Source organism: Halorubrum saccharovorum DSM 1137 (genome assembly GCF_000337915.1).
Taxonomy (GTDB): domain Archaea; phylum Halobacteriota; class Halobacteria; order Halobacteriales; family Haloferacaceae; genus Halorubrum; species Halorubrum saccharovorum.
In genome coordinates this window covers 1-12,576 of record NZ_AOJE01000061.1, presented here as the reverse complement: position 1 = coordinate 12,576, position 12,576 = coordinate 1, and the positions used below count along the sequence as shown (strand labels likewise).

The following is a 12,576-nucleotide window of genomic DNA, read 5'->3' as shown; positions in this document are numbered from 1 at the left end:
GCGCTCGTTCGGGACCGAGACGATCTCCGCGAGCGCGTCGCGGAGTTGGAAGCCGGCCGAGACGACGCGACCGATCGGGACAACCGACCGGGCGATCGATAGCCCCCCTATCGGCCGCTCGGTCGCGTGGATCGGCTTCAGTCGTCCGCCGCGGGCTCCGTCCCGGCGTCGGCCGCACACCGGTTCGGCCCGAGTTCCAACTCGATCGCCGCGGTCTCGTCCGGGGGCGAGTCGACGCCGCGGTTCGCCGCGATGACGCGCTCGTAGTTCGGCGGCTTCTCCGGCAGGGTCGCCGTGATCGTCTCCACGAACGCCTCGCGGTCGAGCCCGAGCACGTCGAGCCCCCGGCGCGCCGCGCCCACCGTCGTCGTCACCGGCTCGCCGGGCACGACGTCGCCGGTCGTCCCGTCGTTCGCGACCGCGAAGTGACCGGGACAGACGACGACGCCGTCGGGCTCCGCGAGCAGCGTCCCGTGGAGCGAGTCGTAGAGCCGCTCGGCGCCGGTAGCCGCGCCGGCGGTCTCGTTCCCTCCGTCGGCCGCGTCGCCGGAAGCGTCGCCCACGCCCGCCGCGAACTGCAGTTCCGTCCGACCGACGCTGTCGGTGAAGAGCGTGTCCCCCGTGAGCACCGCCGACCGTCCGACGAGGTAGCTCGCGCCGTCGTCGGTGTGGCCGGGAGTCGCGAGCACCTTCACGCCGACTCCGCCGACGTCGACCGTCTCGTTGCGCGCGAGCGGCTCGAACGCGTACGCCACGTCGCGCTCGGCGGCCGCCGCCGGGAGGTAGTAGGGCACGCCGAGGTCGTCGGCGAGCGCCCGACCGCCGGAGAGGTGGTCGGCGTGGACGTGAGTGTCGAGGACCGCCGCGATCGACGCGTCACGCTCGGCCGCCGCCTCCCGCCACTCCTCGCCGTGACGAGAGGCGTCGACAGCGATGGCGACGCGGTCGGGGGCGTCCGAATCGGGGACGGCGGCGCGGACGGAGTCGTCGGGAGCCGCCTCCGCTTCGGACGCCCGTCCGCCCACCACGAGGTAGCCGAGACACCCCTTCGCGCGCCGCTGGATCTGGACGATCTCGAGCGGGTCGTCGCCCGCGTCGGGGAGCGGGACCGCGGTCCGGTCGTACACGCCCGACCAGCCGCGCATCCCGTCTTCGACGACCGTCACGTCGTCGTAGCCGGCCGCCTCGAGCTCCTCGGCGAAGTCGAGCGACGCCTTTCCCTTCGCGCAGGTCGTGACGATCGCGTCGCCGGGTCCGAGCCCGGTCTCGGCCTCGAAGTCGTCGACGTCGAACTCGTGGAACGGCTTGTAGAAGTAGTGGACCGAGTCGGCGATCCGCCAGCTCTCGTAACTCTCTCGGGGGCGCGTGTCGACGACGGCGAACGACCGCTCGCCGCGGCGGCGCTCGTCGATCCTGTCGCTGAACGCGTCCGCGTCGATGACGGTTGGCATAGTCGACGCTTGGCGCCGAACGGCAAAACGCTGTCCGGTGGGATCCGGAAACCTGTCCGGTGGGATCCGGAAACCTGTCCGGTGGGATCCGGACGGCGTTCGCGCGCCCTCGCGCTCGCGATGAACAGGTTTTAGCCCGGCGACCGGACACGTCGGCGCATGGTCGAGGCGTTCGCGGTCGCCAGCGGGAAGGGCGGCACGGGGAAGACGACGAGCACGCTCGCGCTTGGGATGGCGCTCGCCGAGGAGCACGACGTCACCGTCGTCGACGCCGACACGGGGATGGCGAACCTGCTGTTCCACGCCGGACTCGACGACGCGGCGGTCACCCTTCACGACCTCCTCGTGGAGGGGACCGCGACGGCGGTCTCCGAGGCGACGTACGACCGGTTCGGGCTCTCCGTCGTCCCCTGCGGCACGTCGCTCGCGGGCTTCGAGGCGGCCGAGCCGGGGCGCCTCCGCGAGGTCGTCGCCGAACTCGCCGGCGACACCGACGTGCTGCTGCTCGACTCGCCGGCCGCGCTCGGATCGAAGTCCGCGGTGTTGCCGGTCGTCCTCGCCGACCGCGTCGTGGTCGTCGTCGAGCCGACGATCCCCGCCCTCTCTGACGGACTGAAGGTCCAGGAGTACGCGCGCTCGTACGGGACGGAGACGGCCGGCGTGCTGTTCAACAAGGTCCGCGACGACGCCGCCGACGTGGCCGAGCAGGCCGAGCGTCGCTTCGGCGGTCCCGTCCTCGCGAACGTCCCCGACAGCGACGCCGTCAGGGCGGCGCGCCGCGCGGGGGAACCCCTGCTCGCGCACGCCCCCGAGAGCGAGCCGGCCGCTAGCTACCGACGGGCCGCGGCCCGATTGGACGTGCACGACCGCGACGAGGGGGCCGTCGCCGACCGCTTCCGGAGCGCGGTCGTCCCCGACACGCCATGACGGGAACCGCGGACGCGCCGGAGCTGCGGATCCCGCGCGGGGACCTGCTGCGCTCGCGCGTCGTCTCCGACGTCGGCACGTCGCTCGCCCGGGCGCTCGACCGCGAACTGACCGGCTACGCGACCCTCGTGCCGCAGGAGACGCTCCTGTTGGAGAGCGACGCCCGCGGCGTCGTCACCTTCGCCGACGGGGTCCCCGTGCTCGCGTACAACACGGTGAGCGACAGCGGTGGCCCGGACGCCCTCGCCGAGCTCGCGGTCCCCGGGCCCTACCGCGTCGAGCTGTACGCGGTCGGCGACGGAGCGCTCGAAACGGCCCACGAGGAGGACGCGCTCCGCGTCGCGCCGGGCGCCGCGGCGACCGAGCTCGCGGACGATCAGGCGCTCGCCGACCGCACCCGCGACGCGGCCCCCGACGAGCGGCTGGACGCCGCGAGCGACGACGACGGCGACGCGGTCGCGGCGTTCCTCGAAGACGACGAGCGGATCGAGGCGATCCGCGAACAGGCGCGCTCGGAGGCTGCCGAGCGCGCGTCGGAGTGGGGACTCGACGACGCGCTCGCTGAGGGAGACGGGGACGAGTTCGCGCTCGCTGAGGGAGGCGGGGACGAGTTCGACGGGTGAACCGCCCCAGCAGTTAGGTCGCTCCGTCCCGTACCGGGAGCATCACCCTCCTCCACCTCCTCCGCCTGACGGCGCCGAACGACTTCGCCGACTGGTACGCCGCGAGCCGCGCGTACACGCGCCACGTCGCCGAGGGAATGGGATTCGGGGGAGTCGACGCGATCGACGGGGAGCAGGTCGCGGCCGACCTCCGCGGGGACCCGTCTGCGCTGTCGCCCGCGGCGGCCCGCTCCGTCGCGGCGACGCTGCTCGCCGACGGCCGCTTCTCCGAGCCGTACTGCGAGTGGCTCCCGACGTGGTACGAGCTCGCCCTGATCGCACCGGTCCGGTACGGTGAGTGGCGGCTCCGACGGGTCGCCGCCGGGATCGCGGACGCCGCAGGCGTGACGGTGACGGCGCCGCAGTTCTCTCGGCCGCGTGACGTGACTGTCGACGGCAGACCGGCGCTCGCCCGGGCCTCCGGCTTCCGCGAGCGGTTCCTACTTGCCGACGCTCTGTTGCATCTGGAGTGGTTCGAACACGCCGCGGCCGCCGACGGTATCGAGGTCCCGACGGACCTGGCCGAGCGGACCCGCGAGGAGTCGCTGTCGTACTACGGCGGCGACCGAGAGCGCCTCTCCGAGCCGGTGCGGCGGTTCCAGCGGCTGCTGTTCGCCGACGACGCGTGGGTGCGACGGGTAGACGAGAGCTACGGGCTCGACAGCAGCCTGTTCGCCCTCTGGGAGCGACTCCTCCGGGCGGAGCGGGAACGTCTCGCGACGGCGTGACGAATCGGGCCGAAGACGGGTCGCGCCGATGGTGTTACAGCAGCTGTAACACGTTATCGGCCCTGTCGTTGGCTCGGCAGGTAAGTATTCCAGTGAAGGAACCGTAGGAAGGTGTACGAGCCGTCGACCGGTTCGTCGTTCCCCGGGGCGCTTCGGCCCTCTACCACGTTCCCCGCCCTTACGTCGATATTCCGCGACTCCGGAGACGCCTCCATCGGACGCGCCTCGACCGGATGCGATCACTCGCGCCCGAGTAATCTTTTATTCACAGTTGCACGTGCCGGAAGCTTCATAGGTCGGCTCCCGGATCCTCCGAGCACACGAATGGCAGTACTCTGGCTTGAGGATGTCGACGCCGACGACGTCGGAACCGTCGGCGGGAAAGCGGCTTCGCTCGGCGAACTCATCGGTGCGGGGCTCCCGGTTCCGCCGGGGTTCACCGTCACAGCGGGCACGTACCGCACCTTCATCGAGGAGGCGGGAATCGACGAGGAGCTGTTCACCGCGGTCGACGTTGATCCAGAGGACTCGGCCGCGCTCCGGGAAGCCGAAGAGACCGCGGCAGAGCTCATCTTGGAGACCCCGCTCCCCGACGACGTTCGCCAGGAGATCGTCGAGAGATACCGGGCGATGGGCGACGACGGCGACGAGGCGTTCGTCGCGGTGCGCTCGTCGGCGACCGCCGAAGACCTCCCGGATTCCTCCTTCGCCGGCCAGCAGGAAACGTTCCTCAACGTCCGGGAACAGGACCTGATTCGACGGGTGAAGGAGTGCTGGGCGTCGCTTTTCACCCAGCGGGCGATTTACTACCGTCAACAGCGGGGGTTCCCGCACGCCGACGTCGACATCGCGGTCGTGGTGCAGCGGATGGTCGACGCCGAGAAGTCGGGCGTGATGTTCACCAGCCACCCCTCGACCGGCGACCCGCAGATCACGATCGAAGCGGCGTGGGGGCTCGGCGAGGCGGTCGTCTCCGGCACGGTCTCGCCCGACAACTACGTGTACGACCGCGAGCGCGGCGCCGTCGACGAGGTGACCGTCGCGGACAAGAAGGTAGAGATGGTCAAGGACGCGGAGACCGGCGAGACCGTCACGCTGGAGGTCGACGAGGAACGTCGGAACGCCCGAGTGCTGTCGGACGCAGAGATAGGGGAACTCGTCGAACTCGGAAAGCGCGTCGAAGACCACTACGGGACGCCACAGGACGTGGAGTGGGCGATCTACGACGGCGAGATCTACATGTTGCAGTCCCGGCCGATCACGACGATTCAAGAGGACTCCGGTGACGGAGAGGAGGGCGACGCGGCCGAGGCCGCGGAGGGCACCACTGGCGAGAGCGATGCGAGTGACGGTGCCGCCGCTACCAACGGGGGCGACGACGACGTACTCGTCGACGGCCTCGGCGCCAGCCCGGGCGTCGTGTCCGGGGCCGTCCGGATCGTGCACAAGCTCGATCACCTCGACCAGGTGCAGGAAGGCGACGTGATGGTGACCGAGATGACGATGCCGGACATGGTTCCCGCGATGAAGCGGGCCTCCGGGATCGTGACGGACGAGGGAGGTATGACGAGCCACGCCGCGATCATCTCCCGAGAGCTCGGTGTCCCGGCCGTCGTCGGCACCGGGAACGGGACGCGGCTCCTGAACGACGGACAGAACGTCACGCTCGACGGCGACAAGGGGACCGTCCGCGCCGGCGCCGATAAGGACGCCGAGTCCGGCGAGGAGTTCGAACCGGTCGAGGCCGCGCGACCGGAGACCCCCGTCAAGCCGATGACGGCGACGGAAGTGAAGGTAAACGTCTCGATCCCGGAAGCGGCCGAACGCGCCGCGGCGACCGGCGCCGACGGCGTCGGGCTTCTCCGGATCGAGCACATGGTTCTGTCGCTCGGGAAGACCCCCGAGAAGTACATCGCCGACCACGGCGCACGCGCGTACCAGGACGAACTCATCGAGGGCGTCCGGCGGGTCGCCGACGAATTCTATCCCCGGCCGGTTCGGGTTCGGACCATCGACGCTCCGACCGACGAGTTCCGGGAACTGGAGGGCGGCGAGGGGGAGCCCGCCGAACACAACCCGATGCTCGGCTGGCGCGGGATACGGCGGAGCCTCGACAAGCCCGAGCCGTTCCGGCAGGAACTGGCCGCGTTCGCAAGGCTCTACGAGATGGGGTACGATAACCTGGAGGTGATGTTCCCCCTCGTCAACGACGCGAGCGACATCGAGGGGATCAAGCGGCACATGCGCGAGTCCGGGATCGATCCCGAGACGCACCGCTGGGGCGTGATGATCGAGACGCCCGCGAGCGCGCTGCAGATCGAGGAGCTGGCGGCCGCCGGGATCGACTTCGCCTCCTTCGGGACGAACGACCTCACGCAGTACACGCTGGCGGTCGACCGCAACAACGAGCACGTCGCCGACCGGTTCGACGAGCTCCACCCGGCGGTGTTACAGCTCATCGGCGACACGATCGAGACGTGCCGGGAGCTGGGCGTCGACACGAGCATCTGCGGGCAGGCGGGATCGAAACCCGAGATGGTCGATTTCCTCGTCGAAGCGGGCATCTCCTCCATCTCGGCGAACATCGACGCCGTACGGGACGTGCAACACGAGGTGAAACGGACCGAACAGCGGCTCCTCCTCGACTCGGTCCGCTGACGCAGTCGCAAGCGCGAGCCGCGCGGGCGAGGGCGTCCGGAGCGGAACGGGTAAGACCCTCCGCGGCAACGTTCTGCCGAATGCAGCAGCCCGAGCCGCAGTCGTTCGACCGGGTGCTCTCCTCGATGTGTACCGAGCCGCATCCCGCGGCCCGAGAGGCGGCCGAGCGGTTTCTCGCGACGAACCCGGGCGATCCGGCCACGTACGAGGCGGTCGCGTCGCTGGAGGATCGCGCGGTCGAACTGCTCGCGACGTTCACGGACCACCCGACGCCGACCGCCGCCGCGGGGTACGTCACTTCCGGGGGCACCGAGGCGAACGTGCAGGCGGTCCGGTCCGCGCGGAACCGCCACGGCGCGAGCGACGTGAACGTCGTCGTCCCCGAGAGCGGGCACTTCTCGTTTCACAAGGCCGCGGAGCTGCTCGACGTTGAGCTCCGGACGGTGCCCGTCGACGACGACTTCCGGACCCGGACCGACGCCGTCGCGGCCGCTGTCGACGAGTCGACCGCGCTGGTCGTCGGCATCGCCGGGAGCACCGAGTACGGTCGAGTGGACCCGATCCCGGAGCTCGCCCGGATCGCGCACGAGGCGGGCGCGCGGATGCACGTCGACGCGGCGTGGGGCGGGTTCGTTCTCCCCTTCGCCGACGCCGAGTGGTCGTTCGGAGACGCGCCCGTCGACACGCTGACGATCGACCCGCACAAGTTCGGGCAGGCGGCGGTGCCGGCCGGCGGGCTCATCGCCCGCGACGAGGCGGCGCTTGACGCGCTCGCGATCGACACGCCCTACCTAGAGACGCGGTCGCAGGCGACGCTGACGGGCACGCGGAGCGGTGCCGGCGTCGCCGGGGCGGTGGCCGCGATGGAGGCGCTGTGGCCGAACGGCTACCGCGACGCGGTCGAGCGCGCGACCGCCAACGCCGAGTGGCTCGCGGCGGCGCTCGGGGATCGCGGGTACGACGTGGTCGAGCCGGAGCTGCCGCTGGTCGCCGCGGCGCTCCCGGAGAACGAGTTCGACGCGCTTCGAGAGGCGGAGTGGAAGATCTCGCGGACGAGCCGCGGCGAGCTTCGCGTCGTCTGTATGCCGCACGTGACACGGGAGACGCTTCGGGCGTTCGTGGCGGACCTCGATCGGATCCGGAAGTGATCGGCGTGGTGGTGCGGCGGCTGAGAGGGACTCCGCGGAGCGAAGCGGTCGGAGTAGCGAACGGGCGGCAAGTCGTCGATCCCGGGCGGCTCGCCGCGCGACTGCCTCGACCGCGCCGGGACAGCGGTCAGATCACGGAACGGGCTGGTCCCGGCACCCGACATAAGGGATCGGAGTGGTCGGTACGGGCGGGGTCGTGAGAGCGGCGCGGCGACAGCGGGCCTCTCGACACCCCGACCCTTTTCACCCGAACCGCGGCCACCCCCGCCGTGACTCCGTTCAGTGACCTCGCCCGCGCCGCCTACTGCCCGCGACAGCTCTACTACGCGCGCCGCGACGGCGATCGAGACGTTCCCGGCGAGGCGCGCGCACGAATCGATCTCGCGTTCCGGTATCCGTCGCTCGTCGACGCGCCGGACGCGACGCTCCGTCGGCTCCCGATACGTCGGTCGCCCGCGGCGTACCGCCGGAACCTCTCGCGGCTCCGCGAGCGCGGCGACTACGACCGGCTCTCCAATCCCGAACACCAGCTCGCGTTCCGATCCGGGAAGGACTGCCACGGGACGGTCCACAAGGTACTCACCGGCGACTCGGAGACCGACCCGCCGGTTCCCACGGTCGTCTCCCCGGGTGAGCCACCGGAAAGCGGCGTCTGGGAGCCGCAGGCGGTCAGGGCCGTCGCCGTCGCCAAGGCGGTCGCGTGGGAGCGCGAGCGAGAGGTGCCGCGGGCGCTCGTCGAGTACCCGAGCGTCGGGACCGTCCGCGAGGTCCGGCTCACGACCCGCAAAAAGGCCGCCTACCGGCGAGCACTCCGGGCCGCCCGCGCGATCGACGGCCCACCGTCGCGCGTCGACGACGATCGGTGTTCCGCCTGCGACTACCGGGAGCGGTGCGGCACCGGGCGGCGGTCGTTCCGGTCGCTACTGGGGTAAGTCGGCGGGAGAGGCGGGCCAGCGCGTTCTCATCGACACCGGCTACGGCGAGAAGGAGGTTCCGCAGTCGCTGCACGTGAACCGGAACCGCCCCTCGTCGGTCAGCTCGGTCGCGTGTGTGCGCTCCTCGCCGCACTCCCGACACTCGATCAGCGACTCGATCTGGTCCCAGTCGTGGCGCGCGCCCGGCGCGCCGAACGCCCACGCGACGACCCTCTCGTCGGCGTCCTGGCGCACGAAGCCCGACTGGAACTCCCCAGGCGCGAACCGGATCAGTTCGCCGGCTCCGACGTCGACGCGCTCGCGCGCTCGACCCACCTCGAAGATGGCGGTCCCCGAGAGCACGTAGAACACCTCCTCTTGGTCGCCGTGCGTGTGGAGTCCACCCGAGAACTCGTCTCCCGGGGCGAGCTCGAAGTAGTTCATCGCAACGTGCTCGGTACCGAGCGCTCGCGAGACCGGCTTTCGCACGTCGTGGACCTCCATCGGATTCGTGACGACGTCGACGTCGTCGATCGCGGCTTTCCGCATACCGCCCCGTCCGACGGCAACCGTATAACCGTGTCCCCGGCTCGGACCTCCGGTTCCAGGTCACCGGCTCCTCCGAGAGGGGCGACTGAATCCCGCCGCTGACTTCGACCCGGCCAAAGCTGTCGCGACCCGACGACTTATCCGTGTGTGACTCGTCAGCACGGACACGAATGACACGAGACGATCGTGGTCGTTCGGAGGATAGAGGAAGTCGCCTCACGGCGGCTGGCCGCGAAATTCTCCGACGATAACGACACCGGGGCACGACCGCCCCGCGGCGGTACCGACCCCGAACCCACCGACGAGCCGATGGACCCCCTTTTGACCCGAACACCACTCACCACACTCGACGAGGTACAGCTGTTAGACACCACCCTGCGCGACGGCGAGCAGATGCCCGGCGTCTCGCTGACGCCGGCCGAGAAGGTCGACATCGCCCGCGAACTCGACGCGGCCGGGATGCACCTGATCGAGGCCGGCTCGGCGTGCACCTCCGAGGGCGAGCGCGAGGCCATCCGCCGGGTGGCCGACGAGGGGCTTGACGCGACCGTGACGAGCTTCGCTCGCGGCGTGAAAGCCGACATCGACCACGCGCTCGACTGCGGCGTCGACGGGATCAACCTCGTCGTTCCCGCCTCCGACAAACACGTCGAGACGAAAGTCGGATCGACCCGCGACGCGGTCGTCGACCGGACGGTCGAGCTCGTCGAGTACGCCAAAGACCACGGGCTGTGGGTCGAGGTGCTCGGCGAGGACGGCTCCCGCGCCGACCTCGACTACCTCGAACGCCTGCTCGGTGCGGGTCTCGACGCCGGGGCCGACCGGATCTGCTACTGCGACACCGTCGGCGCGGCCGACCCGGAACGCACCGCGGAGGTCGTCTCTCGGCTCGCCGATCGCGGCCCGACGAGCCTCCACACGCACGACGACCTCGGTTTCGGCGTGGCGAACGTCCACGCCGGGCTGAAGGCTGGCGCCGACACCGTTCACGGGACCGTCATGGGCGTCGGCGAGCGAGCCGGCAACGTCGCCTTGGAGGAGGTCGCCATCGCGCTCGACCGGTCGTACGACATCGACACGGTCGAGCTTGAGCGGCTCTACCGGCTCTGCCGGGCCGTGAGCGACGCGACCGGGGTCGCGCTCCCGCCGAACAAGGCTGTCTGCGGCGCCAACGCCTTCGCCCACGAGTCGGGGATCCACACCGACGGGACCCTGAAGGACGGAACGATGTACGAGCCGTACCCGCCGGAGACCGTCGGGCGGGAACGGCGGCTCGTACTCGGCAAACACGCCGGGCGCGCCGGCGTCAAGGCCGCGCTCGCGGAACACGACGTGGCCGTCGACGACGACGAGCTGAGCGAGGTCGTGAGCCGCGTGAAAGAGCTTGGCGACCGCGGAAAGCGGGTCACTGACGCCGACCTGCTCGCGATCACCGAAGACGTGCAGGACCGCGAGCGCGACCGCCACGTCGAGCTCGTCGACCTGTCGGCCACCTCCGGCGGAAACCTCCCGACCGCCTCGGTCCGACTCCGCGTCGGCGACGACGAACGCGTCGCCTCCGGCACCGGGTCCGGCCCCGTCGACGCCGGACTGGAAGCGGTCCGGGCCGCGCTGGCGGGCGATTCCTCCGGTGAGGGCGTTTCCTTCGAACTCGACTCCTACCACGTCGACGCGATCACGGGCGGGACAGACGCGGTCGTCACCGTCGAGGTCGACCTCTCGCGGGGCGATCGGTCCGTGAGCGTCTCCGCGACCGACGCCGACATCACCCGCGCCAGCGTCGTCGCGATGGTCGACGGACTGGATCGGCTCCTCTCTGTCGCCGCTGGGGACGGGTCGGCACCCGACACGGCGTCGCTCGCCGACGACTGAAGACGGTATCGATCGGGGCGGATCGGGGCAGATCGGGGCAGATCGGGGCAGATCGGCCGGATCCGGTCGTCCGCCGCGTCGACCTGATCCTGCCGCTTCTCGCCGGAGAGTCGGACGTAGACGCGCCCGTCGATCCGGAACGCGACGCAGACTCGGCGGCGCGTGACCCGTTGTCTGACGAGGTTTTTAAGCGGATGCCGTCCGAACGTCCCCCGTGAGCGTCGTCGTCGCGGTGAAACCCTCCGCCCGAAAGCGCAACGCGAAGGTGGGTCGGCTCGTCTTCGAGGACGGTTCCCGCCACGCGTTCGAGAGTCGCGCGGCCGCCGAGCGCTGGGCCGACGACCTCTCGGCGGGCGACGGCCACGTCTGGGTCGCGAGCGCGCACCCCCGCGACAGCGACGACGCCGACCTCTATCTCGTCTCGCGGGCGACCAACGCCAAGCTTGAGGCCGCTTACGACAAGCGCCGGCGACGGCTGCGCGGCGACCGCGCCCCCGAACAGGAGTCACTGGGTGGGGAGCCGTAGGCGGTCGGCGGTGGGCGAGGTGACCCCTCGTCGATCTCGACGGGCTCCTATCACCGTTCAGCAGAACGAGTCCGGGCGCTGTTGAGTTGAGCGTCCGGAAGAAGCGCCGAGGCGGAGATTTGAACTCCGGTGTCCGAATGGACAGTAGATTTCGAATCTACCGCCTTGGCCAGGCTAGGCTACCTCGGCTCATCCTTCGGTTGGCCGGTTCCGCTGTTATGCGTTTCGATCGCCGACGGGGACATCGAGACCGAGTCGACCGGTGGCTTCCCCGTGATCGCCTCGGCGACCGATCGACGGGGCCCCGCCGACTACGCTTTTCGGGACGGATCGCGTGGCGGCGGTGGCCCTTCCCGAAGCCGCGGCGGCCCGTTCCCCGTCGTCGCCGATGTGCTCGATCGGGTTGCAGTGCCGACGGTGGACGCGGCCGAGGCGTGAGTTCACCGAGAAACAGGCCTACTCCGCGTCCCGTTCCGCCAGCAACTCGGTCGCCGTGAGCAGCGACTCGAGCTCGATGTCGTGCTCGGCCAGCAGCTCCTCGGCGCCCTCCTCGCGATCGACGACGACTAGCACGCGGTTCACCGTCGCGCCCGCCTCCCGGAGCGCCTCGACGGCGTCGACCGCGGACTGCCCGGTCGTGGCGATGTCCTCCAACACGACGACCTCCTCGCCCTCGTCGAGCCGCCCCTCGATGCGGTTGCCGGTGCCGTACTCCTTCGCCTGCTTGCGCGCGATGACGTACGGGCGGCCCATCTCGGCGGCGGTCACGGCCACGAGCGGGACCGCGCCGAGCGCGACGCCCGCGAGCTTCGCGTCGGCGTCGGCAAGCCGATCGGCGAACGCCTCGCTCACGAGTCGGAGCGCGTCCGGGTCGGTCTCGAAGAGGTACTTGTCGACGTAGTAGTCGCTCGTCCCGCCGTGCGAGAGCTCGAACTCGCCGAACTGGACGGCGTCGGCCGCCCGAAGCGCGGCGATGAGCTCGCTCCGTCGCTCGTCGTCGGTCATACCGAGACAGCGCGCGTCGGCGACCATAAACGGGTCGGAACGGGAGCGAGAGCGGGAGTGAGTATTGCAGATCGCCGATCGGGATTCAGTATTTAAATACCCGCGAGCGACGGCGACGATCGCTTATAAATACAAC

11 protein-coding genes and 1 tRNA gene are annotated in these 12,576 nt (G+C 70.5%); 8 read left to right on the top strand and 4 right to left on the bottom strand.

Going from position 1 to position 12,576, the window contains the following annotated elements; translation table 11 throughout:
- Positions 1-137 precede the first annotated feature (137 nt).
- Positions 138-1,451, bottom strand: a complete 1,314-nt coding sequence (locus tag C471_RS12620) for an MBL fold metallo-hydrolase (protein WP_004049559.1) — start codon at positions 1,449-1,451, stop codon at positions 138-140.
- Between the two features lie 159 nt (positions 1,452-1,610).
- Between C471_RS12620 and C471_RS12615 the strand changes: the two genes are divergently transcribed.
- The 6 genes from C471_RS12615 (at position 1,611) to C471_RS12590 (ending at position 8,506) form a co-directional block, all read left to right on the top strand.
- Positions 1,611-2,378 (top strand): nucleotide-binding protein, encoded by a 768-nt coding sequence (locus C471_RS12615; protein WP_004049558.1) that lies wholly within the window; start codon positions 1,611-1,613, stop codon positions 2,376-2,378.
- Complete coding sequence (locus C471_RS12610) at positions 2,375-3,001, top strand: hypothetical protein (RefSeq protein WP_004049557.1); 627 nt, start codon at positions 2,375-2,377, stop codon at positions 2,999-3,001. Before C471_RS12615 ends, C471_RS12610 begins: the two co-directional genes overlap by 4 nt.
- 137 nt (positions 3,002-3,138) lie before the next feature.
- Entirely contained in the window at positions 3,139-3,768 is a 630-nt protein-coding gene (locus C471_RS12605) for a hypothetical protein (protein WP_004049556.1), read from the top strand.
- A 324-nt stretch (positions 3,769-4,092) separates the two neighbouring features.
- Complete coding sequence (ppsA, locus tag C471_RS12600; RefSeq protein ID WP_004049555.1) at positions 4,093-6,426, top strand: phosphoenolpyruvate synthase; 2,334 nt, start codon at positions 4,093-4,095, stop codon at positions 6,424-6,426.
- A gap of 80 nt (positions 6,427-6,506) precedes the next feature.
- Entirely contained in the window at positions 6,507-7,574 is a 1,068-nt protein-coding gene (gene mfnA, locus C471_RS12595; protein ID WP_004049554.1) for a tyrosine decarboxylase MfnA, read from the top strand.
- Positions 7,575-7,843: 269 nt separating this feature from the next.
- Positions 7,844-8,506, top strand: a complete 663-nt coding sequence (locus C471_RS12590) for a hypothetical protein (RefSeq protein ID WP_004049553.1) — start codon at positions 7,844-7,846, stop codon at positions 8,504-8,506.
- 42 nt (positions 8,507-8,548) lie between these two features.
- Here C471_RS12590 and C471_RS12585 read toward each other — a convergent pair whose 3' ends face one another.
- Positions 8,549-9,037, bottom strand: a complete 489-nt coding sequence (locus C471_RS12585) for a cupin domain-containing protein (RefSeq protein WP_004049552.1) — start codon at positions 9,035-9,037, stop codon at positions 8,549-8,551.
- A 321-nt stretch (positions 9,038-9,358) separates the two neighbouring features.
- Between C471_RS12585 and C471_RS12580 the strand changes: the two genes are divergently transcribed.
- On the top strand, positions 9,359-10,909 hold the full coding sequence (locus C471_RS12580) for a (R)-citramalate synthase (RefSeq protein WP_193366125.1): 1,551 nt from the start codon (positions 9,359-9,361) through the stop codon (positions 10,907-10,909).
- Positions 10,910-11,123: 214 nt separating this feature from the next.
- On the top strand, positions 11,124-11,435 hold the full coding sequence (locus tag C471_RS12575; protein ID WP_004049550.1) for a hypothetical protein: 312 nt from the start codon (positions 11,124-11,126) through the stop codon (positions 11,433-11,435).
- 104 nt (positions 11,436-11,539) lie between these two features.
- Here the strand turns inward: C471_RS12575 and C471_RS12570 are convergent.
- Together C471_RS12570 and pyrE are read right to left on the bottom strand one after the other, a co-directional pair.
- A tRNA-Ser gene (locus C471_RS12570) sits at positions 11,540-11,624 on the bottom strand.
- 267 nt (positions 11,625-11,891) lie between these two features.
- Entirely contained in the window at positions 11,892-12,440 is a 549-nt protein-coding gene (gene pyrE / locus C471_RS12565; protein WP_193366124.1) for an orotate phosphoribosyltransferase, read from the bottom strand.
- Between the last annotated feature and the right edge of the window lie 136 nt (positions 12,441-12,576).